Annotated in this window: 20 protein-coding genes and 1 tRNA gene; 11 read left to right on the top strand and 10 right to left on the bottom strand. The window is 73.5% G+C overall.

Translation table 11 applies throughout. The annotated features are described in order from the left end of the window. Positions 1-181 precede the first annotated feature (181 nt). Both O7603_RS26680 and O7603_RS26675 read left to right on the top strand, forming a co-directional pair. Positions 182-874, top strand: coding sequence for a winged helix-turn-helix domain-containing protein (locus O7603_RS26680; protein ID WP_281576821.1), 693 nt, complete (start codon positions 182-184; stop codon positions 872-874). A 202-nt stretch (positions 875-1,076) separates the two neighbouring features. Beyond that, positions 1,077-1,151, top strand: a tRNA-Arg gene (locus tag O7603_RS26675). Between the two features lie 414 nt (positions 1,152-1,565). On the opposite strand, the gene ligD is transcribed toward O7603_RS26675, so the two are convergent. Beyond that, on the bottom strand, positions 1,566-2,525 hold the full coding sequence (gene ligD / locus O7603_RS26670) for a non-homologous end-joining DNA ligase (RefSeq protein WP_281572490.1): 960 nt from the start codon (positions 2,523-2,525) through the stop codon (positions 1,566-1,568). A 117-nt stretch (positions 2,526-2,642) separates the two neighbouring features. Beyond that, the gene (locus O7603_RS26665) at positions 2,643-3,416 is read right to left on the bottom strand and encodes an isocitrate lyase/phosphoenolpyruvate mutase family protein (RefSeq protein WP_281572489.1); all 774 of its coding nucleotides are present in this window, start codon (positions 3,414-3,416) and stop codon (positions 2,643-2,645) included. Between the two features lie 52 nt (positions 3,417-3,468). Between O7603_RS26665 and O7603_RS26660 the strand changes: the two genes are divergently transcribed. After that, positions 3,469-4,887: a PLP-dependent aminotransferase family protein gene (locus O7603_RS26660; RefSeq protein ID WP_281576820.1), complete on the top strand. Its 1,419-nt coding sequence runs from the start codon at positions 3,469-3,471 to the stop codon at positions 4,885-4,887. On the opposite strand, the gene O7603_RS26655 is transcribed toward O7603_RS26660, so the two are convergent. Then, entirely contained in the window at positions 4,827-6,290 is a 1,464-nt protein-coding gene (locus O7603_RS26655) for an MFS transporter (RefSeq protein WP_281572488.1), read from the bottom strand. The two genes, O7603_RS26660 and O7603_RS26655, sit on opposite strands and share 61 nt — an antisense overlap. A 76-nt stretch (positions 6,291-6,366) precedes the next feature. Between O7603_RS26655 and O7603_RS26650 the strand changes: the two genes are divergently transcribed. From O7603_RS26650 to O7603_RS26640, 3 genes are all read left to right on the top strand, one after another. Beyond that, a complete protein-coding gene (locus O7603_RS26650) occupies positions 6,367-6,807 on the top strand; it encodes a helix-turn-helix domain-containing protein (protein ID WP_281572487.1) in 441 nt (146 codons plus the stop codon). A gap of 152 nt (positions 6,808-6,959) precedes the next feature. Further along, on the top strand, positions 6,960-7,535 hold the full coding sequence (locus O7603_RS26645; RefSeq protein ID WP_281572486.1) for a TetR/AcrR family transcriptional regulator: 576 nt from the start codon (positions 6,960-6,962) through the stop codon (positions 7,533-7,535). After that, positions 7,535-9,751, top strand: coding sequence for an MMPL family transporter (locus O7603_RS26640; RefSeq protein ID WP_281572485.1), 2,217 nt, complete (start codon positions 7,535-7,537; stop codon positions 9,749-9,751). Before O7603_RS26645 ends, O7603_RS26640 begins: the two co-directional genes overlap by 1 nt. Before the next feature lie 102 nt (positions 9,752-9,853). Here the strand turns inward: O7603_RS26640 and O7603_RS26635 are convergent, their stop codons facing one another. Next, the gene (locus tag O7603_RS26635; RefSeq protein ID WP_281572484.1) at positions 9,854-11,110 is read right to left on the bottom strand and encodes an erythromycin esterase family protein; all 1,257 of its coding nucleotides are present in this window, start codon (positions 11,108-11,110) and stop codon (positions 9,854-9,856) included. 95 nt (positions 11,111-11,205) lie between these two features. Between O7603_RS26635 and O7603_RS26630 the strand changes: the two genes are divergently transcribed. Next, on the top strand, positions 11,206-11,397 hold the full coding sequence (locus tag O7603_RS26630) for a DUF2795 domain-containing protein (RefSeq protein ID WP_281572483.1): 192 nt from the start codon (positions 11,206-11,208) through the stop codon (positions 11,395-11,397). 92 nt (positions 11,398-11,489) lie between these two features. Here the strand turns inward: O7603_RS26630 and erm are convergent, their stop codons facing one another. Further along, on the bottom strand, positions 11,490-12,287 hold the full coding sequence (erm, locus tag O7603_RS26625; RefSeq protein WP_281572482.1) for an ErmE/ErmH/ErmO/ErmR family 23S rRNA (adenine(2058)-N(6))-methyltransferase: 798 nt from the start codon (positions 12,285-12,287) through the stop codon (positions 11,490-11,492). A 445-nt stretch (positions 12,288-12,732) separates the two neighbouring features. Then, the gene (locus tag O7603_RS26620) at positions 12,733-13,638 is read right to left on the bottom strand and encodes a Gfo/Idh/MocA family oxidoreductase (RefSeq protein WP_281576819.1); all 906 of its coding nucleotides are present in this window, start codon (positions 13,636-13,638) and stop codon (positions 12,733-12,735) included. A gap of 204 nt (positions 13,639-13,842) precedes the next feature. Here O7603_RS26620 and O7603_RS26615 point away from each other — a divergent pair, with 204 nt between their 5' ends. Further along, positions 13,843-14,238 (top strand): hypothetical protein, encoded by a 396-nt coding sequence (locus tag O7603_RS26615; protein WP_281572481.1) that lies wholly within the window; start codon positions 13,843-13,845, stop codon positions 14,236-14,238. Continuing rightward, positions 14,231-14,647 carry a hypothetical protein gene (locus O7603_RS26610; RefSeq protein WP_281572480.1) on the top strand — a complete coding sequence of 139 codons (417 nt, stop codon included), beginning with the start codon at positions 14,231-14,233 and terminating at the stop codon, positions 14,645-14,647. Before O7603_RS26615 ends, O7603_RS26610 begins: the two co-directional genes overlap by 8 nt. Positions 14,648-14,775: 128 nt before the next feature. Here O7603_RS26610 and fabG read toward each other — a convergent pair whose 3' ends face one another. Continuing rightward, positions 14,776-15,534 (bottom strand): 3-oxoacyl-ACP reductase FabG, encoded by a 759-nt coding sequence (gene fabG, locus O7603_RS26605; RefSeq protein ID WP_281572479.1) that lies wholly within the window; start codon positions 15,532-15,534, stop codon positions 14,776-14,778. A gap of 158 nt (positions 15,535-15,692) precedes the next feature. After that, on the bottom strand, positions 15,693-17,345 hold the full coding sequence (locus O7603_RS26600) for an alpha-amylase family protein (RefSeq protein ID WP_281572478.1): 1,653 nt from the start codon (positions 17,343-17,345) through the stop codon (positions 15,693-15,695). Between the two features lie 69 nt (positions 17,346-17,414). Here O7603_RS26600 and O7603_RS26595 point away from each other — a divergent pair, with 69 nt between their 5' ends. Continuing rightward, the gene (locus tag O7603_RS26595; protein ID WP_281572477.1) at positions 17,415-18,023 is read left to right on the top strand and encodes a DUF1349 domain-containing protein; all 609 of its coding nucleotides are present in this window, start codon (positions 17,415-17,417) and stop codon (positions 18,021-18,023) included. Positions 18,024-18,117: 94 nt separating this feature from the next. Further along, positions 18,118-18,789, top strand: coding sequence for a DedA family protein (locus O7603_RS26590; protein ID WP_281572476.1), 672 nt, complete (start codon positions 18,118-18,120; stop codon positions 18,787-18,789). Between the two features lie 44 nt (positions 18,790-18,833). Here O7603_RS26590 and O7603_RS26585 read toward each other — a convergent pair whose 3' ends face one another. Together O7603_RS26585 and O7603_RS26580 are read right to left on the bottom strand one after the other, a co-directional pair. Further along, on the bottom strand, positions 18,834-20,207 hold the full coding sequence (locus tag O7603_RS26585) for a cellulose binding domain-containing protein (RefSeq protein WP_281572475.1): 1,374 nt from the start codon (positions 20,205-20,207) through the stop codon (positions 18,834-18,836). Between the two features lie 139 nt (positions 20,208-20,346). Beyond that, positions 20,347-21,759 (bottom strand): carbohydrate-binding protein, encoded by a 1,413-nt coding sequence (locus O7603_RS26580; RefSeq protein ID WP_281572474.1) that lies wholly within the window; start codon positions 21,757-21,759, stop codon positions 20,347-20,349. Positions 21,760-21,801: the final 42 nt, after the last annotated feature.

The raw sequence follows: 21,801 nt of genomic DNA, 5'->3' as shown, positions 1-21,801 counted from the left end.
CTGCCCGCGATCGAGAGGCCCGCGTCACCGCCGGAACACCGGCGGGCGCGGGCCTCTCGATCATTTCCGGGTACCGTCTCGGCGGTTTGGGTGGTTTGGGCGGTGTGACCTATTGAGCTGCTTGGGGAGTTTTCTCCACACATATCGTGACCAGATGCGATTCGGGCTCGTTGCGCAGGACGTGGGGGTTGCACTCAGAGACGCACGGCGTTCGGTCACCAGTTGGTGCCGGCGCCACACCATCGGCGGTGACGGGGCGGTGGCAGCCGTCCGTCGCGGACAGCGGCAGGGCGAGTCGGGATTGCTCAGCCGCGAACAGGAACTCGAACTGATCGACGCCCTGCGGGGCGTCCACCCCGACGAGTTCGACCTGGACGAGGAGCTGTGGACGCGGCAGAGCCTCACCGCGCTCATCCAGCGCCGCTTCGACCTGCCGATGGACGCCGGCGCGGTCGGGGCCTACCTGCGGGCCTGGGGGTTGGGTCCGCGGGAGCCCCGCGAACGTGCATGCGGGCTCTGCGTCGGCGCGGTCGAACGCTGGGTGCGCAGCGAGTATCCGGCCATCACCCGCGCGGCAGAGGAGCACCTCGCCGAGGTCTACTGGATCGGCCGGGTACGGCTGCGCGGCACCATGCCGGCGGCCGACGTGATCTCCGCCGTGTCGTCCCGTGGCCGGGTGCGCTTCATGATCACCACGCCGAACGTCGACCCGCCGCTCCCGCGCGACTTCGTGCTCCGACTCAGCGGCGAGGAGCAGCGCACGGTGCACCTGATCGTGGACGGCTCGTGGGCCCGCAACGAGTGGCCGCGCCGGCTGCCCCGCCGCATCGTGCTCCACCCGCTGCCCAGCTGCGGCCGCGCCGTCGCCGCCTGACTGCCCGCCACCGAGGCGTCGACCGGGCCCCACCCGACGCGCCGGGGTGCCCGGCACCCCGGCGCGCCAAGCAGGTTGGTGGTCGAGCGGCGGCTGGAACGGCGTCGCGAGTCCCTGGACCGTCACGATCAGGCCGAACGGCGACGCGCGATACCGATTCGGCGTTCCCGGAGGACGTTTGCTAGTCTTCTCCAGTCGCTGAGCCCCCGTAGCTCAGGGGATAGAGCACCGCCCTCCGGAGGCGGGAGCGCAGGTTCGAATCCTGCCGGGGGCACCACTCACGACCAGCGCGAAAGGCCCCTGACCAGGCAGAACCCGGTCAGGGGCCTTAGTCATGTCTCCGGCCGTCGCCGGCTCGTGGCGGCGGGCCGTGCCACATGCGTGTCGAAGGTTCGGCACCGATCGGTCGTGGCCGCACGCTCGCTCGACGCGCCGCCTGCGGGCCGCGCCGCCGCCCAGCTGATCGAGCATCCTCGAAACCGGGTCCCCCACGTGCACTACACGGTAATTTCCCGATATGGGCATCACCGGGGGGATAGCGTGCGTCTTTCTGATCATCGTCATCGTGGCGCTCGTCCTGTTCTGGATGGCGCGGAACGCGCAGCGCTGAACCGTTTTCGGGCCCAGAAGGACACCGAAGCCCAGGCCTGCGGCCTGGGCTTCGCCGCGTGTCGGCCGTCGGCAGTCCCGCTCAGCCGGCCTGGCGGCGGGCGCGGGCCCGGCGCTTGCCCTCGTGCATCGCCTGCACCCGAGCCACCGGGATGGTCCGCCCCTCTTCGACCAGGTCGGCCGGGAGCCGCTGCGGCGCGGGCATCAGCCCGAGCCAGGGATCGTGCGCGGCGACCAGGTCGGGGACACTGTGCACGGTGAAGTCGGCGGGGCGCACGTCGGTCAGGTCGGCCCAGTCGACGGGGAAGGAGACCGGCAGCCCGGGCCGCAGTCGCGGGCTGTACGCGGCCACCACGGTCGCCCCACCCGCCCGGGTGGAGTCGACGAAGACCCGGCCGCCCCGGTCCTCGCGGATGAAGGCGGTGGTGGCGAGCGCCGGGTCCAGCCGCTCGGCGCGGGCCGCGACAGCCCGGGTGGCGGCGGCCATCTCCTCCGCGTCGGCGCCCTCGGCGACCGGCACGAACACGTGCACGCCCTTGGCGCCGCTGGTCTTCACCGCGCCGGCCAGGCCGGAGTCGGCCAGCGCCTGCCGCACCAGCAGCGCGGCGGCCACCGCCGCGGGGAACGAGTCCCCCTCCGGCGGGTCGAGGTCGAGCACCAGGTGGGTGGGTCGGCCCAGGTCGTCGGCGCGGGCGAGGGTCGGGTGGTACTCGATGGCCCGCTGGTTGGCGAACCAGAGCAGCGTGCGGCGGTCGTCGCAGAGCGCGTACGACACCTCCCGGTGCGACGCCTCGGCCCAGACCGGCACCCGGCGCACCCACTCCGGGGTGTACTTCGGCAGGTTCTTCTGCATGAACGGCGGCTGCCCGCGCAGCGCCCGGATCACCGACAGCGGTCGGTCCCGCAGCGGCGGGAGGATCCGGTCCCGAACGGCGTCGAGGTAGTCCACCAGGTCACGCTTGGTGGCCCCGGCGCCCTCGAAGAGCACCTGGTCGAGATTGGTCAGTGACACGCCGTCCCGGGTTTCCTCCGCCCCGCCCATCCGCCCACCTTCCCGGCCCGACGGCCGATGGTCAACCGGACGCGGCGGAGCACGGCACGCGAAGACGGCGGGCAGGCCGTACGGACGGGCACGCCGGCCCGGCGAACGCGGCCGGGGTCACGCGAACGCGTCGGCGCCGGCCCGGATCGCGGCCACCTGCTCGGCGGTCCGCGCACGGGCGGCCGCGTACAGATGGTGGCCGTAGCTGACCCGGGCCACCCCCAGGGCGGCCCACTCGGCCGGGCCGGGCCCGCCGGGCCGGGCCAGCAGGTTCACCCGGCCGTCCGTCGCCTCGACCAGCGCGCGTACGGAGGCCGGCTCGGTGAGCCCGATCGGGTACACGCAGTCGGCGCCGGCCGCCCGGTAGCGCCGGGCCCGACGGACCGCCTCCGCCAGCCGGGCCGCCGGCTCGCCGACCGGGCCCAGGAAGACGTCCAGCCGGGCGTTGAGCACCACCTCCACCCCCGCGGCCCGGCCCGCCGAGTGGACCGCCGCGAGGAGATCGGCCTGCTCCTCGACGTCGACCAGCCGGCCGGTCGCCGGGTCGGAGTCCTCCAGGTTGAGCCCCACCGCGCCGGCGGCGAGCAGCCGCTCGACCAGGTCACCCGGGCGCAGCCCGTACCCCCGCTCGAGGTCGGCGGTGACCGGGACGGCGACCGCGCGGGCGACGCGGGTCACCGCCGCGAACATCTCCTCCGGCGGGGTGGCCTCGCCGTCACGGTGGCCGAGCGTCTCCGCGACGGCGGCGCTGCTGGTCGCGACGGCCGGGAAGCCGGCCTCGGCGACCGCCCGCGCGGAGCCGGCGTCCCAGACGTTCGGCAGGACCAGCGGGTCACCCGGCCGGTGCAGCGCGCGCAGCGCGGCCGCCCGGTCGGCGAGGGTGGCGATCATGCGCCGATTCTCCGGGCGTCGGCGGCCCACTCTAAGCTCCAATTCCGTGCCGATGGACTGGGCCGCTTTCGGGGTTGACCTGCACCTCGATCTGGACACGACGGGTGGCCGGCGGGTGGCGCTGGAGCGGTCGCTGCGCGACGCGATCCGGGACGGCCGGCTGGCGCCCGGCGCCCGGCTGCCCGCCACCCGGGCCCTCGCCGCCGAGCTCGGGCTCTCCCGGGGCACGGTGAGCGCCGCGTACGACCAGCTGGTCGCCGAGGGCTGGCTGACCGCGCGCGTCGGCTCCGGCACCGCGGTGAGCGCGCTGCCCGTCGCCGCCGCGCCACCGGCCGCCCCCGCGCCCGGCCCGGCCACGCCCCGGTACGACCTGCGCCCGGGCAGCCCCGACCTGGGCGCCTTCCCGGTCGCCGCCTGGCTGCGGGCCACCCGGCGGGCGCTGGCCGCCGCGCCGGCCTCGGTGTACGGCTACGGCGATCCGCGCGGCCGGATCGAGCTGCGGAGCGCGCTCGCCGGTTACCTGGGCCGGGCCCGCGGCGTGCTCGCCGACCCCGACCGGATCGTGCTCACCACCGGATACGTGCAGGCGCTCGGCCTGTTGGCCGGGGTGCTGCGCGACGCCGGCCGGCCGGTGTTCGCGATGGAGGACCCAGGGCTGGCGTTCCACCGCGACGTGGTCCACCGTCACGGCGGCGCGGTGGTCCCCCTGCCGGTGGACGACCGCGGCGCCCGTACCGACCTGCTCGGGGCCGGCGCGCTCGCCGGGGTCGCCGCGGCGGTGGTCACCCCGGCGCACCAGTACCCGACCGGGGTGACCCTGCACCCGCGGCGCCGGCACGCGTTGACCACGTGGGCCCGGGCCCGGGACGCCCTCGTGATCGAGGACGACTACGACGGCGAGTTCCGCTACGACCGGCAGCCGGTCGGCGCGGTCCAGGGCACCGCACCGGACCAGGTGGCGTACGTCGGTACCGCGGCCAAGACGCTCGGCCCGGCGCTGCGGTTGGCCTGGCTGGTGCTCCCCGCCCGGCTGGTGGAGCCGGTGATCGAGGCGAAGCGGCACCTCGACGTGCACTCGGAGACCATCGGGCAGCTCGCCCTCGCCGACCTGATCACCAGCCACGGCTACGACCGGCAGGTACGCGCGGTCCGCCGCCGCTACCGGCAGCGGCGGGACCTGCTGCTGGACCGCCTGGTCGCCGGGACCGGCGACCGGTATCCGGTGGGCGGCGTGGCGGCCGGCCTGCACGCCCTGCTGCACCTGCCCGCCGACGGTCCGGCGGAGGCGGCGGTCCTGGCCGCCGCCGGCCGGTACGGGGTGGCCCTGACCGGGCTCGCCCCGCACTGGCACCGGCCGGCCGGGCGGCCCGCCGGCCTCGTCGTCGGCTACGCCACCCCGCCCGCGCACGCCTACCCCGCGGCGCTCGACGCCCTCGCCCGGGCTCTCCGCCGCGCCCGTGGCCCGTCCTGAGCGGCAGGCCGGCGCAGGGTCACCGCGGCGACCAGCAGCGCGACGGTCACCAGGCCGGCGGCCACGGCGAACGCGGTCCGGTAGCCGGCGGCGAGCGCCGCCACCTCGTCCCACCCCTGGCCGCGCAGGTTCGCGGCACGGCCGGCGGCCAGCGTGGCGAGAGCCGCGAGCCCGAACGCCCCGCCGATCTGCTGGGTGGTGTTGGCCAGCCCCGAGGCGAGACCGGCGTCGGCCTCCCCGGCGCCGGCCATCGCCAGCGTGGTCACCGCCGTCAGGATCAGGCCGCCGGCCACCCCGAACACCAGCATCGCGGGGAACACGTCGGCCAGGTACCCGCCGTCGGCCGGCAGCCGGGCGAGCAGCAGGAAGCCGACCACCGCGAGGGCGAGGCCGGCCAGCAGCACGCCGCGAGCTCCGTACCGGGCGATGAGCCGGCCGGCGAGGCCGAGCGAGACGACCGCGATCACCACCGGGGTGGGCAGGAACGCCCAACCGGTCGCCGCCGCGTCGAGCCCGAGCACCAGCTGAAGCTCCAGCGCGAGCAGGAACTGGAAGCCGAAGAAGGCGGCGACCGCGAGGAACTGGACGGCGTTGGCGGCGACCAGGTCGGGTGTACGCAGCACCCGGGGCGGGAGCAGCGGGACGGCCGCGGCCCGCTGGCGCAGCGCGAACGCGCCGAGCAGGACGGCCGCGACGGCGGCCGCGCCGACCGTGCGGGCCGAGGTCCACCCGTGCTCCCCGGTCCCGACGATCGCCAGCACCGCCGCCATCAGGCCGGCCGTGGCGAGCACCGCGCCGAGCAGGTCCAGGCCGGCCCGCAGGCCGACGCCCCGGTCGGCGGCGAGTTGGCGTACGGCGGCGAGCACGATCACCAACCCGATCGGCAGGTTGATCAGGAAGATCGACCGCCACCCGGCGAGGTCGGTGAGGACGCCCCCGGCGAGGGTGCCGATCGACGCGCCGGCGGCGCCGGTGAAGCTGAAGATCGCGATGGCCCGCGCCCGTTCGGCCGGCTCCGGGTGGAGCCGGACGATCATGCCGAGGCTGACCGCCATGGTCAGCGCACCGCCGACGCCCTGGAGGAACCGGGCGCCGACCAGCACCGCCGGGCCGGTGGCGACGGCGCAAAGCAGCGACGCGAGCGTGAACAGCGCGACCCCGGCGAGGAAGACCTGCCGCCGGCCGAGCAGGTCGCCCAGGCGGCCGGCGAGCAGCAGCAGCCCGCCGAAGGCCACCAGGTACGCGTTGACCACCCAGGCCAGCCCGGTGGCCGTGAAGCCCAGGTCGCGTTGGATCGCGGGCAGCGCGACCGCCACGATGTTCCCGTCCAGGATGATCATCAGACTGCCGGCGCAGAGCACCAGCAGGGCCGGCCAGCGCGCGTGGTCGGTACGGGCCGTCATGGGTACGCCTCCTTGGTGCACGGTTTGTTACCGACGCCATCGTCTGTGACCATGAGGCGGAGCGGAAGGAGGCACTTTGATGTCCCAGGGGAACAGCGATGTGACCGCGGGTCTCGACGCGCTGACGGACTGCGCCGCCGCGAACGACCTGCCCTTCACCCCCGGGCAGGCCAAGGCCTGCACGGTCCGCGAGGTGCTCGACCGGGTGGGCGGGAAATGGAGCATCGGCATCCTGGTGGCCGCCTCCCAGGGCCCGGTGCGCTTCACCGAGCTGGAGCGGCACATCGAGGGGATCAGCCGCCGCATGCTCACCCTGACCCTGCGCAACCTGGAACGCGACGGCCTGCTGGACCGAACGGTGTACCCGACCGTGCCGCCGAAGGTCGAGTACACCGCCACGCCGATCGCCCTGGAGCTCTACGAGTCGCTCGTCGCCCTCACCAGTTGGGCGGAGCGGCACCGCAACACCATCGCCGCCGCCCGGGCCGCGTACGACCAGGCCCACGGCACGTCCTGACCCGCGCTCCCGGACGCGAACCCGCGGCCCGGCCCACGGTCCGCGACGTAAACCCCGATCGGCTGTGGGGAACCCCACGAATTTCGTCTGACCGATCGGTCAGGCTCTGACCGATCGGTCAGGCATGCTGGTCAGCGGGAGGTGACCGGCACATGCGACGGGCGGAACCGGAGACACGCGGGGAGATCCTGGCGGCGGCGGCACGACTGTTCGGGGCCACCGGCTACCGGGGCACGTCGCTGCAGGACATCGCCACCGAGGTCGGCTGCTCGAAGGCCACCGTGCTGTACCACTTCGCCAACAAGGAGGCGCTGCTCACCGAGCTGATGGCCCCGGCGATCACGGTGCTCCAGGCGCTCGACGACCGGCTCGCCCAGCTGACCGGCGCCGAGGCGCAGCGGGTCGCGGCCGAGGGGTTCGTCGACCTCGCGGTGCGCTTCCGGCGCGAGATCGCACTGCTCCGCGGCGAGTTCCCCGAACTGCTGCAACAGCCCGCCTTCGCACACATCCAGCGGATCTCGGAACGGCTGCTGGACGCCCTCGCCGGGCACACCGACTGGACCGCCGCCCGGATCGCGGCACTGGTCGTGCTCGCCGGCATCTCCGAGGGCTGCGCCGAGTTCGTCGACGTGCCCGACGAAGAGTTGCGACCGGCCCTGCTCGCCCTCGTCCGGCGGGCTCTCGAACCCGTCCCTGACCCATCCCCGACCCAGGACAAGGAAACCTGATGGCGACCCTGCTCTACCGGCTCGGCCGGGGCGCGTTGCGCCGGCGTCGACTCGTCGTCGCGATCTGGCTCGTCGTACTCGTCGGTCTCGGACTGGCCGCGGCGACCCTGCGCGGCCCGACGGCGAGCAACTTCACCATGCCCGGCACGGAGTCCCAGCGCGCGCTCGACCTGCTCGCCGAGCAGTTCCCGGCGGCCAGCGGCGCCACCGGCACCATCGCGGTGAAGGCCCCCGCGGACGGCCAACTGGCCACCCCGCAGGGCCAGGCCGTGGTCAAGGAAATCGTCCAGGAGGCCGGGACGCTGCCCGGCGTGGTCGGCGCGGTCGACCCGTTCACCGTGGGCGCGGTCTCCCCCGACGGCCGGTACGCCCTGGTGCAGGTCCAGTTCGCCACCGGCTCGGACGAGGTGGACGACACCCAGCGGGCCGCGTACGAACGGGTCGGCGCGGCGGCCGAGGCGCAGGGTTGGCAGGTGGCCTCCGGTGGCGAGGTGCTCAACGCGGAGCCCGAGGTCGGCTCGACCGAGGCGATCGGCGTACTCGTGGCGGCGGTCGTCCTGGTCATCACGTTCGGCTCGCTGGTGGCCGCCGGCATGACCATGCTCAACGCGCTGATCGGCGTCGGCGTCGGCATGGCCGGCCTCTTCGCGCTCAGCAGCGTCGTCGAGCTGACCAGCACCGCGCCGATCCTCGCGCTGATGCTGGGTCTGGCGGTCGGCATCGACTACTCGCTCTTCATCACCTCGCGGCACCGGCAGAACCTGCTGGAGGGGCTGCCGCCGGACGAGGCGGTCGGCCGGGCCGTGGGCACGGCCGGCTCCGCCGTCCTCTTCGCCGGGGCCACGGTGGTCATCGCCCTGGCCGGGCTCGCCGTGGTGGACATCCCGTTCCTGACCGTGATGGGTCTGGCCGCGGCGGGCACGGTCACCGTGGCGGTGCTCGTGGCGCTCACGCTCCAGCCGGCGCTGCTCGGCTTCGCCGGCCGGAAGGTGCTGCCCCGCCGGCTGCGCTCGGCCGTTGCGGACGCGCCGGACGCGGACGGGCCGGCCGGCGACACCGCCGGGGAGGCCGCTCCCGCCGAGGACCGCTCCGGCTTCGGCTTCCGCTGGGCCCGGCTGATCACGCGGTTCCGCGTACCGGTGATCCTGGTCGGTCTGCTCGGCCTGGGGCTGCTCGCGGTGCCCGCGCCGGACATGCGGCTGGCCCTGCCGGACGCCGGCACCGCGCCGGCCGGCTCCGCGGCCCGCATGTCGAACGACCTGATCACCGAGGGCTTCGGGCCGGGCTTCACCGGGCGGCTCGCCGTCGTCGTGGCCGGCGACAGCCCGCAGGCCACCGCGGCCGCCGTGCCGCAGGTGACCGCGCTGGTCCAGCGCACCGACAACGTGCTCGCTGTGTCGCCGCCGCAGCTCAGCCCGGACGGCCGGACCGCCCTGCTCGACGTCATCTCGAAGACCGGACCCACCGACGCCGACACCGAGACGCTGGTGCACGACATCCGGGACTCGGTGGGTGGCATCCGGGACGCCGACGTCCTGCTGACCGGCGTGACCGCCGTCGGCATCGACGTCTCGGAGAAGCTCGCCGACGCGCTGCCGGTCTACCTGCTGCTGGTGGTCGGGCTCTCGGTGCTGCTGCTGATGCTGGTGTTCCGCTCGCTGCTGGTGCCGGTCAAGGCGGCGTTGGGCTTCCTGCTCACCGTCGCGGCGACCTTCGGCATCACGGTGGCCGTGTTCCAGCAGGGTCACCTGGCCGACCTGGTCGGCCTGGACACGCCGGGTCCGCTGATCAGCTTCCTGCCGATCCTGCTGATCGGCATCCTGTTCGGCCTGGCCATGGACTACGAGGTCTTCCTGGTCTCCCGGATGCGGGAGGACTTCGTGCACGGCGACACGGCCCGGCAGGCGACCATCAACGGCATGGGTCACGGGGCACGGGTGGTGACGGCGGCCGCGCTGATCATGATCTCGGTCTTCGGCGGCTTCGTCTTCTTCCTGCACGACCCGGTGATCAAGTCGATCGGCTTCGCGCTCGCCATCGGTGTGGCGATCGACGCCTTCGTGGTCCGGATGACCATCGTGCCGGCGGTGATGTCCCTGCTCGGCTCCCGCGCCTGGTGGCTCCCGCGCTGGCTCGACCGGGCCCTGCCCAACGTCGACATCGAGGGCGAGGGCCTGCGGGCCCACCTGGCCGACCGCACCCCGACGCCGGTCTAGCCCTCTCCCGCGTCGATCATGCAGTTGTGGTGCCTCACGAATCCGGCACAGCCGGACAAGCCTGGCACCACAACTGCATGATCGCGGGCGACGGTCGCGGGCTCACACGCCCGCCGGGTAGGTCTCCATCTCGCCGGTGGTCGAGTAGGCCGGCAGGGGGTGCAGGGCGGTGGTCTCGTCACACCAGATGAACGCGTCGTACCGCTCCCCCAGGCGAGTCGGCACGTAGTTGCCCCAGGACTCGAACGTCGGGTCGTAGACCACCCCGATCGCCCGGTGGTCGATGGTGTCGCTGACCCACCCCGGCTGGTCGTCGCCGCCGAAGACCAGCACCGCCCGCTCCGGCATCAACTCGTGCAGCCGCCGCTCGATGGATCCCGGCCGGGCGGGAGGAATCACCATCGCCTCGGCCGGCGATCCCCAACGCGGCGCGGCGACCGCGGTCCCGCGGTAGCAGCCGAAGCCCACCAGGGCCACCGCGTCCGCCCCGTGCCGTTCCCGGGTCAGCTGACCAATGTTGATCATCCCGTCGGCGGCCATGTCGGTGGCCCGCGCGTCGCCCACGTGGGTGTTGTGCGCCCACACCACACCCCGCGCGTCCGGGCCGTACCGGTCGAGCAGCCGGTCCAGCGTGTCCTGCATGTGGGTGTCCCGGATGTTCCAGGAGTCCGGGCCGCCGGCCACCATCGCCCGGTAGTACCGCTCCGCGCCGGCCACCACCTCCGCGTTCTGCCAGGCCGAGAAGCGGTCCGGGCCGTCGGAGAGGGCCTGTTCCCGGGTCCGGGCCAGCAGCCGGACCACCTCCTCCTCACACCGGGCGGAGACGAAGCGGCTCGCCGCGCCGTACTCCTCGACCCGCTTGCCGTACGGCTCGAAGCAGCAGTACGCGTCCTGGGCGACCTCCAGCGACGCCGGGTCCTCCTCGCCCAGGTAGTCGAAGATCGCCTGCATCGACTCCCAGAGGCTGTAGACGTCCAGCCCGTGGAAGCCGGCCCGCTCCCCCGCCGGACGCTCCAGGTTCCAGGCCCGCAGCCAACGGCAGAACCGGGACACCTCCGCGTTCGCCCACATCCAGGTCGGCCAGCGCTCGAAGCGCTCCAGCGCGACCTGGGGATCCGCGATGCCGTCCGGCGCGCCGGTCACCGACCGGTGCACCCGGTCGCAGTCCGGCCAGTCGCCCTCGACCGCCACGAACGAGAACCCGCACTCCGAGATCAACCGCCGGGTGAGCTGCTCCCGCAGCCGGTAGTAGTCGTAGCTGCCGTGGGTGGACTCACCGATCATCACCACCCGGGCGTCCCGGACGCGCTCCAGCAGGGGGTCGAAGTCGCTCGGCGCGCCGAGCCGCTGAACCAGCATGCCAGCGGCTACCCGGCGGGTCGGCGGGCAAACCGTCGGCGTGCCGGCCGCGACACGCCGGGTGTGCCGGCGGGTGGAACGGGTAGCCGCCGGACATGACCGTCACCGGGGTGCAGTGGCAGGAGTACCTGGCCGGGCTCGACTACCCGGTCTCCCGTGAGGACCTGGTCCGCTGGGGGCAGGAGAACGGGGCGAGCACGGAGATGTTGCAGCTGTTGCGGTCGCTGCCCGCGGAGCAGTTCGACAACCCCGCCGAACTGCACGAGGCGCTCGGCACACTCGCCTGACCCGGCGCGGGCGGGACGTGCCCGCCCGCGCCGGTGCCCGACGGACCGGACGCCCGCCGGCGCCCGACGTGACGGGATGCGCGCCTGGATGATCAGCGGGCGTGCAGGAGCCGGAACAGCACCAGCCACTGCTCCGGCCAGACGTACCCGACCGGAGTCTCCGAAGCCAGTCGCGTCGCGCGCAGCGCCGCCGACAGCCGGGCCGACGGATACCGCCGCCGCAGCGAGGCCGCGAGCGACCCGCCTGCGCCGCCGAAGCCCAGCTCCACCATCTCCCGGTACGCGGGCAGCGCGGCCCGGGACAGCAGCGGCTCCGGCCGCCGGTCGATCCGCAGGATGCCCGCGTCCACCCGGGGCACCGGGCGGAAGGCCGTACGGGGCACCCGCCCGGCGAGCCGCCAGGAGAACTCGGGCCAGGTCAGCACGGTGAGCCGGGTCCACCGTCCGTAGTCGCCGCTGCGCCGGCGGGCGTACTCCAGTTGGGTGAGCAGGGTCGCCGCCCGCAACCCCGGGGCGGCCAGGCACCAGCGGACCACCGCCGAGGTCAACGACCAGGGGATGTTGCCGGCGACCGCGAACGGCTCGCCGGGCGGCTCGGCGGTGAGGAAGTCGGCCTGCCGGTGCCGGACGTGGGGCAGCGCGGCACAGACCGCGGCCAGTTCGGCGGCGGCCGCCGGGTCGACCTCGTACGCGACCAGCCGACCGCTCGCGGCGGCGAGCGGGCGGGTCAGTTGGCCACGGCCGGCGCCGACCTCCAGGACGAGGCCGTCCGGATCCGGTCGGGCCGACCGGACGACCCGGGCGATGGCGGCCGGGTCGGCGAGGAAGTTCTGGGAGAGTACGCGACGGGACCGGTCGCGTTCGGTTGCTCGGGTACGGCGGGGCGCCACGTGTCGTCGTCCTGTCTGTCGCCGCTCGGCGACGGGGCGGACAGGCAGCCCGAAGCGGGGCCTGTCCGAGTGGATCGGGACTCGGACGGCCCTGGAGATGGCGCGGGTGTGCGCCTGCGGTCAGTCGCGGGTCGCGTCCCGGCCGGCCAGGGCCGGACGCCGGACTCGCGGACGGGACGCCAGCAGGGGGCCCCGGGCGGCCGGCGTGCCGACCACCTGGATCAGGGCGTGCGTGAACATGTCCGCCAGGCTAGCCGCGCCCGCCGAACACGCCCAACCCATTTCCACCCAGCCAACCCCCGCCACCCCGCGTTCCACGGCCCCGAACCGCGGCACCGAACCGCGTTGATCATGAAGTTGTTGCCGCGACACGCCGTCGCTACCGGCAATAACTTCATGATCAACGCAGAGGCGCGGGCGCGGGGGCGCGGGGGGGGGGGGTGGGTCAGGCGGGGACGGTGAGGGTGCGGGACTCGGTGCGGGCCGTCTCGGCGGCGGCCAGGATGGCGACCACCTCGCGGCCGAAGCGCACGTCGCAGCGGTGGTCCCGGGTGCCCGCCTCGATCTCCTCCAGCAACTGGTCGATCGCCACACTGAAGGCGGTCGCCGGGCCGGTCTGCGGGGCCGGCGCGTTCTCGATGCCGTTCTCGCCGTAGAACACGATCTCGCGGGCCACCGCCTCGGCCGGCGCGTTCAGCGTCAGCGAGATGCCGCTGGTGACGCCGCCGTCGTGGGTGAGCAGCAGGTGCACGATCCCGCTCGGGCCGTTCATGGCGGCCACCTGGGTGACCCGGCCCATCACCGGCAGGATGATCGAGAGCGCGTGCGGGCCGATGTCCCAGAGCGCGCCGTGCTGGATGCGCCACTGCGAGTCGGCGTACGGGCTGCCCGGCTGGTAGATCGACGCGAACATGGTCGCCCGGGCGTGCTGCCACCCGCCGGCCGCGGCGGTGGCGGCGAGGAACGCGGTCACGTTCGGCTGGTAGCGCTGGGTGAAGAAGACCACCGAGGCGACGCCGGAGCCCTGCGCGGCGTCGACGACCCGGTCGGCGTCGGCGAGGGTCAGCGCCAGCGGCTTGTCCAGCAGCAGGTGCCGGCCGGCGGTGGCGGCCCGGACGGCGATGTCGGCCTGGATGTCCGGCGGCAGGGCGACGGCGACCGCGTCACACGCGTCGATGAGCGCGTCGGCGTCGTCGAAGGCCGGTACGCCGTACCGCTCGGCCAGCGCGGCGGCCCGCTCCGGGTTACGCCCCCACACCCCGGCCAACTCGGCACGCGGGTGCGTGTCGAGCGCCGCCGCGTGCGTCTCCGTCGCCCAGTGACCGGTGCCGAACAAGCCGAACCGCAGCACGAGAACTCCCACCGTCGTCGTCCGTCGCGGCGGCGCCGCGATCCCGTGATCCACGCTAGTACCCCAGCCCAGGCGGTGTGGGCGGCGGGGCCGCACGTCACATCGGGCGGGCAGGGCTCGGCCCGGGCGGGCGGGGCGGAGCGGCGGTTACTACGACGGTTAGTAGGCTGTGCCGGTGACCGAGCCAAGGACCGGGTGGCCCCGATGACCGGCGCCGCCGCGGCGGGATCGCCGGTGGACGGCGTCCTCGCCACCGCGTCGATCGTGCTGTCGCTCGTACTCGCGCTGTGGGCCCTGGTGTTCGCGGTGCGCAACCGACCGCCGGACCGCGGACAGTTCATCGGCCTGGCCGTGTTGGAGCTGGCGCTGCTCGCGCTCGCCGTGGCGGCGCTGGTCGCCCTCTCCGGTGGCGAGCGGCCGGGCGAGCCCGGCGCCTTCTTCGGCTACCTGGTGACCCTGGTCTGCCTGCCGCCCCTGGCGGCCGTGCTGGCCCGGATGGAGCCGACCCGCTGGGGCTCGGGGATCGTCTGCGCGGTCTGCCTGGTCACCCCGGTGGTGGTCGTGCGGCTCCAGCAGACCTGGGAGGTGCTCGGTGGTTGAGGCGGCACCGACGCGACGGGCCACCAACGCCGGACCCGGTCGGCTGCTGATCGCCGTCTACATCCTCTTCGCGATCGCGGCGAGCTCCCGGGCCGGGCTGCAGATCGCCACGAAGTTCGACGAGGCGCCGGTGGCCTACCTGCTCTCGGCGGCCGCCGCACTGATCTACATCGTGGCCGCGGTCGGGCTGGCCCGGGCCGGTCACGCCGGGCGGCGGCTCGCCCTGGCGTGCTGCTCGGCGGAGCTGGTGGGGGTGGTCGCGGTGGGCGTCCTCAGCGTGGTCGACCGGGAACTCTTTCCCGACGAGACGGTCTGGTCGCAGTTCGGCAGCGGCTACGGCTACATCCCGCTGGTCCTCCCGCTGCTGGGCCTCTACTGGCTCTGGCGCACCCGCACCGGCCCCCGCTGACCCCGCCCAGCGTCGGCGGCACCGGAACACCCCACGCCGGCGGCGCCGGAACCACGGGCATGGCGCGCGGAACGGCCACTCCTTCCGGAAAGGAGTGGCCGTTCTCCGACCGGCGGAACGTCCCGGGTTCAGTCCTTCGGGCCGCCGGCGACGTAGATGACCTGGCCGGAGACGAAGGACGCCCCCTCGCTGGTCAGGAACGAGATGGTGTGCGCGACGTCCTCGGGCCGCCCGGTGCGGCGGACCGGGATCTCGGCGGCGGCGTGCTGCTGCAGCGCCTCGAAGTCGACCTTCATCCGGGCGGCGGTGGCCGCCGTCATGTCGGTGACGATGAACCCGGGCGCGACCGCGTTCACGGTCACCCCGAAGGGGCCCAGCTCGACGGCGAGGGTCTTGGTGAAGCCCTGGAGGCCGGCCTTGGCCGCCGAGTAGTTGGCCTGGCCACGGTTGCCGAGCGCCGACGTGCTGGAGAGGTTGACGATCCGGCCCCACTTCCGCTCGACCATGTGCTTCTGGGTGGCCTGGCTGAACAGGAACGCGCCGCGCAGGTGCACGCCCAGCACCAGGTCCCAGTCGGCGTCGCTCATCTTGAACAGCAGGTTGTCCCGGAGCACGCCGGCGTTGTTGACCAGCACGGTCGGTGCGCCCAACTCGGCGGCGACCCGCTCCACGGCGGCCTCCACCTGGGCCCGGTCGGCGACGTCGGCGGTCACGCCGAGCGCGCGGCCACCGGCGGCGGCGATCGCGTCGACGGTCTCCTTCGTCGCCGACTCCTCGATGTCGACCACGGCGACCGCCATGCCGTCGGCGGCGAGCCGGCGAGCGGTGGCCGCGCCGATGCCGCGTGCGGCTCCGGTGACGATGGCGACGCGGGGCTCCTCCGACATGATTACCTCCCGGTAACTTGGGCTCGATCGGTGGAGCTTAACCCCGCCCGCCGTCGGGCGGCAGACCCGCCGCCCGTGGCCGGCGGAGCGGTCCCGTCGGGCCCGGTCCGCCGGCGCCGTGAACGTCCACACCGGACGCCCGCCGCCGGGCGCTCCGATCAGCGGGCCCGGCCGCGGCGGAGCCGGATCCAGCGGTAGCCGTACCCGCCGAGCTTCAGTGCGTTGAGCTTGCCGACGTCGCCGTAGCCCCGGTCGGTCAGTACGTCGATCGGCAGCTCCGCCTCCGGCTCCAGCGTGCTGAGATCGACCTCCACGTCCTCGGTGCCGAGGTTGTGCAGGAAGACCATGGTCCCGGTCGGCCCGTCGGCACGGTGGGCGAGCACCCCGGGCGGCATCGGCAGGTCGATGTGGCTGGTCGAGCCGGAGCCGATCTCCGGGGCCTCGCGCAGCGTACGGATCATCCGCTCGAACCACCCGAGCAGCGACTTCGGGTCGCTGCGCTGGGCGGTCACGTTGACCTTCTGGTAGCCGAACTCGCCCTTGTCGAGCACCGGCCGGACCAGCTTCTCCGGCTCCGCCGTGGAGAAGCCGGCATTCTCCTGGTACGACCACTGCATCGGGGTACGGATCGCCTGCCGGCCGGGCAGCGACAGGTCCTCCCCCATGCCGATCTCCTCGCCGTAGCGCAACACCGGCGTGCCGCGCAGCGAGAACTGCAACGAGTACGCCAGCTCGACGCGCCGCCGGTCGTTGCCGAGCATCGGGGCCAGCCGTCGCCGGATGCCCCGGTCGTAGATACGCATGTCCTCGTCCGGGCCGAACTGCGCGTACACCTGGTTGCGCTGCTCTGCGGTGAGCCGCGACAGGTCGATCTCGTCGTGGTTGCGCAGGAAGGTCGCCCACTGGCCGCCCACGGGCAGCGCCGGCGTGTCCCGCAGTGCCTCGATCACGGGCTCCGGGTCCTGCCGCGCCAGCGCGAGCATGAGCCGGCCGTTGAGCATGAAGTCGAAGAGCATGTGCAGGCGGTTCCCCGACCCGCCGCTGTCGCCGAAGAAGGTCGGCAGCTGGTCGGGCTCCACGTTCGCCTCCGCCAGCAGGACGGCGTCGCCGCTGCGCCACTGCACGTGCTGGCGCAGCTCGGTGAGGAACTCGAAGTCCTTCGGCGAGTTCGGGTTGCCCGGCTCGGTCAGCTCGATGATGAACGGCACCGCGTCCATCCGGAACCCGGAGACCCCGAGCTGGAGCCAGAACGACATGACCTTCTTGACCTCTTCGCGGACCCTCGGATTGGCCATGTTGAGGTCCGGCTGGAACCGGTAGAAGCGGTGGTAGAACCAGGCCTTCGCGGTGCGGTCGTAGCTCCACGTCTCGTGCTGCTCGCCGGGGAAGACCATGCCCTGCCGACGGTCCTCGGGCTCCTGCTCCGACCAGACGTACCAGTCCCGGTACGGCGAGTCGGGCGACGAGCGGGCCGACTGGAACCACGGGTGCTCGTCGGAGGTGTGGTTCACCACCAGGTCGATGATCACCCGGATTCCCCGGTTGCGGGCCTGGTGCAGCAGCTCGGCGAAGTCGCCGAGGGTGCCGAAGCGCGGGTCCACGTTGTAGAAGTCGGTGGCGTCGTAGCCGTCGTCGCGGTTCGGCGACGGGTGGACGGGGTGCAGCCACAGGCAGGTCACCCCGAGCCGGGCCAGATAGTCGAGTCGGCCGATCAGCCCTCGAATGTCGCCGACCCCGTCGCCGTCGGAGTCCGCGAACGTGTCGATGTCGAGGCAGTAGACGACGGCCTCGGAGTACCACCTGTCACCCATGCCCGTTCATCTTCACCAGTCCGCCGCCCGGGCAAACGCGTCCGCCGCCATCGGCGTACGGTGCCGGTCATGCGCGACGTGTCCGAGACCGAGCCGGTCGACTGGTCCGCCGGGAGCTGGCTGCACCGGCCGGTGCGGGCGGACCGTACGCCGGACGGGGATCTGCTGGTCGAGCCCGCCGCCGGCAGCGACTTCTGGCGGCACACGAGCTACGGCTTCGTGCACGACGACGGGTCGGCGCTGCTCGCGCCGTTCCCCACCGGCACGGCGGTGGAGGTGAGCTTCCGGCTGGCGTGGACCGAGCAGTTCGACCAGGCCGGGGTGCTGGTCCGGGTGGACGAGCGGACCTGGGTCAAGGCCGGCGTGGAGATCAGCGACGGCCAGCCGCAGCTCGGCGCCGTGGTGACCCGAGAGGTCTCGGACTGGTCGGTCGGCCCGGTGCCGGAGTGGGCCGGCCGGGAGGTGACCGTGCGGGCCAGCCGTTCGGGAGATGCGCTCACCGTCCGGGCCCGGGTGGCCGGGGAGCCCTGGCGGCTGGTCCGCCTCGCCCCGCTCGCACCGGACGCCGAGGCGGCGGCGGGTCCGTTCTGCTGCTCCCCCACCCGGGGCGGGCTGGAGGTCCGGTTCACCGGCTGGCGGCGCGGTCCCGCCGACGCCGCCCTGCATCCGGAGGAGTGACGCTGGCGCCCGGGTGGGCTGGACCACCGGCAGGTGTGGGCGCCGGGCCGAGGGGTACAGGTATGCGATCCCCTCCGCCGCGGAAAGGATCGCCATGCCGTTCGCCCAGGACGTCGACCCGACCCGGCTCGGCGGGCTGACCGGTTGGGTGGCCGGGGTGATCGACGCGACCGGGGCGCTGGGCGTCGCGATGCTGGTCGCGCTGGAGAGCGTCATCCCGCCGATCCCGAGCGAGATCGTGCTGGCGATGGCCGGCTACCTGGCCGGCGAGGGACGGTTCAACGTGGTCGTGGTGGCGCTCGCCGCCACCGCCGGCTCCCTCCTGGGCGCGCTGATCCTCTACTGGCTGGGCGCGGCGGTCGGCGAGGAGCGGCTCAAGCGGTGGCTCGACCGGCTGCCCCTGGTCGACCTCGACGACCTGGAACGCGCCGACCGCTGGTTCGAGCGGTACGGCCGGTGGGCCGTGTTCTTCGGCCGGATGATGCCCGTGGTGCGCAGCCTGGTGTCCATTCCGGCCGGGGCGAACCGGATGCCGCTGCCCGAGTTCGTGGTGCTGACCACGGTGGGCAGCGGGATCTGGAACGCGCTCTTCGTCGGCGGCGGGTACGCGCTCGGCTCACGGTGGCAGCAGGTCGAGCGGTACAGCACCTGGTTCGACTACGGGATCATCGCGATCTTCGTCGGCATGATCGCGCTCTGGGCGGTGAAGAAGGTCCGCCGCCGGGCGGCGCGGCGCGACCGGCGGTCGGTGACCGCCGGTCGCTGAGCCACTCCGCCCGCCGTGATCGACGTGTCGCGGGCGAGCCGCGGTCAGGGCAGTGTGTCGAGGTGCGGCGCCACGGTGCGGGCGAAGCCGTTGCCGTTGGTGACGTCCCAGTTGACCGACCAGGTCATCGCGCCACGGATGCCCGGGTAGGTGCGCGGTGGGCGGAAGCTGCCGCAGTTGGTGCCCCGGGCCAGGCAGTCCAGCGCCGCGTTAACCACGCTCGGCGCGACGATGCCGCCGCCGGCCGCGCCCGGCCCGGCGGGCAGGCCGAGCCCGACCTGGTCGGGGCGCAGCCCGGCCTCCAACTGGATGCAGGCCAGCGCCACGATGAAGTTCACCGTGCCCTGGGCGTACGCGGCGTTGTTGTCACAGCCGAGCATCGCCCCGGAGTTGTAGAACTGCGTGTTGACCACGGTGAGGATGTCCTTGATGTCGAGGGCCAGCTTGAAGTAGCTGCCGGCCGGCGACTGCATGTCGATGGTCTGCGGCGCCATCGCGATGATCAGGCCGCCGCCGGCCTTGGTTCGCAACGCGCGCAGGGCCTGCGCCATGTACGTCGGGTTGAGCCCGTTCTCCAGGTCGATGTCGACGCCGTCGAATCCGTAGCGCTGGATCAGCGCGTACACCGTGTCGCTGAACCGGGCGGCGGAGGCGGAGTCGTTGACCGACACCCGGCCGGCCTCGCCGCCGACCGAGATGATCACCTTCTTGCCCCGACTCTGCAGGGTCCGGACGTCCGCGGTGAAGTCGGCGTCGGTGTAGCCGCCGAGCGCGGCGGCAAGCCCGGGGTCGACGCCGAAGGTGACCGCTCCCGGAGTGGTGGTGGCCTCGGCGAAGGCGACCGCGACCAGGTCGTACTCGGCGGGCACGTCGCGCAGCCGCAGCTCCACGGCCGGGTTGTCGAAGTTGTGCCAGTACCCGGTGAGCAGGTGCTTCGGCAGCCCGCCGGTGGGCGGCGGGTTGGTCGGAGGCGGCGTGGTCGGGGGCGGCGTGGTGGGCGGTGGGGTGGTGGGCGGGGCGCCGCCGCCGCACGCGGCGCCGTTGAGCTGGCAGTTGGTCGGCGCGCCGGTGCCGCTGCCCAGGAAGCCGAAGGAGACCGAGGCGCCCGGGGCGATGGTGCCGTTCCAGGACCGGTTGGTGAACGTGTACCGCTGCCCGGCGGTGGTGAGCAGCGCGTCCCAGTAGCTGCCGACGGTGGTGCCGGCCGGAAGGTCGAAGCTGACCGTCCAGCCGTTGATGGTGGATCCACCGCCGTTGGTGATCGTGTACTTCCCCTCCCAGCCGGTGCCCCAGTCGGAGGTCTTCACGAAAGTCGCGGTCGCTCCGGCCGCGAACGCGGGCAGCGCCACCCAGGCCGCGCCGAGCGTCGCGGCCAGCAGGGTGACCAGGGACAGGACAAGGGATCTGGACCGCTTCATGCGAACCTCCACACCGGGACAGGCATCCACGGACGTCAACGTTGGCGTTTATTATTAAGACTGTTAACTGTTCCTGTCCAGGGGTGGCGTGGCACCGCGCGGGCGGGGCCCGGCGCCAGCGCGCCGGGCCCCGCGAGGCTCAGCGGCGGAAGGTGAACCAGTTGACGTTGACGAAGTCGTTCGGCTGACCGCTCGTGAAGGTCAGGTAGACGGTGTGCCGGCCGGTGGTCGCGGCGACGTTGCCGGGCACCGAGCGCCAGCTCTGCCAGCCGCCGGTGTTGGCGAGGGCGAAGCTGCCGATCGGGGCGCTGGTCGGGCTGCCCAGCCGCACCTCGACCAGTCCGCTCACACCCCCCGCCGCCCCGGACGCGACCCGGGCCACGAAGTCCCGGGCCGGGGTGGATCCGAACTCGACGTTGTCGAAGCGGACCCAGTCACCGTTGCGCAGCGCGCCGATGTTCTGCCCACCCTCGCTGCACGTCTCGACGATCACCCCGTTCTGCGCGTTGAACGACTCGGCCTGGATCGTCGCGTACGCGTCCCGCACGCCGGACGGCGGCGGCGTGGTGGTCGGCGGCGGGGTACCGCCGCCGCCCCGGCTGTAGACCGCCACGTAGTCGACCAGCATCGGCCGGCCCGGGACGGTCGAGGCGGTCGGCGTGGTGAAGCCGGCCACGCCGTTCGGGAAGCCCCCGCCCATCGCCACGTTCAGCAGCAGGAAGTAGCCGGCGTGCGAGGTCATCTGGGTCCAGTACGGCTCACCGACCTGCCCCTGGGTGACGGTGTGGTACTGCTGCCCGTCGACGTACCAGCGCAGTTGCTGGGGGCTGCTCGACGTGTCCCACTCGAACCGGTAGGTGTGGAACGCCGACTGGCAGGTGCTGCCCGGGCAGGCCCGGGAGGCGCCGAGCCCGTTGAACTCGTTGCAGGGTCCACCGGGGGCGACGCCGCAGTGCAGCACCCCCCAGACCGAGTTGATCCCGTTGACGTTCTCCATGACGTCGAACTCGCCGATGCCCGGCCAGTTCTGGTAGTTGCCGCGGTACGGGGCGCCCAGCGCCCAGAACGCCGGCCAGTAGCCGAGCGCGGCATCGCCGGTCACGTTCGGCATCTGGATCCGGCCCTCGATGGCCAGCACTCCCCCGGACGGCGGCTTGAAGTTGCTCCGGACCGTCTCGATCCGGGCCGAGGTCCATCCGCCGGAGCCGTTGCGCAGCGGCGTGATGCGCAGGTTGCCGCCGCCGTCGTGGCTGACGTTGGCGGTACTGTTGGTGTACGTCTGGATCTCGCCCGTGCCCCAGTTCGGCGGGCCACCGGGGTAGCTGGTGCCGGTGTCGATGATCCAGTTGGCCGAGGACGGCAGCGTGCCGGCCGCGCCGGTGAAGTCGTCGCTCCACACCAGGCTCCAGCCGGACGGGGGCGGGGGCACCGCGGCGTGCGCGTTGATGGTGACGCCGGCCAGGGCGGTGGTGGCGACGGCGAGCAGGGCGAACGCCAGACGTAGCCGGCGCCGGACGGGCGGGGCGGCGGGTGCCGCCGGGTCAGCATTCATGGACGTGCCTCTCTGCGGGACGGGCGAGAGAGCGCTCTCCCG

This window comes from Micromonospora sp. WMMD812 (genome assembly GCF_027497215.1).
Lineage (GTDB): Bacteria > Actinomycetota > Actinomycetes > Mycobacteriales > Micromonosporaceae > Micromonospora.
This window is presented reverse-complemented; position numbering and strand designations above follow the sequence as displayed.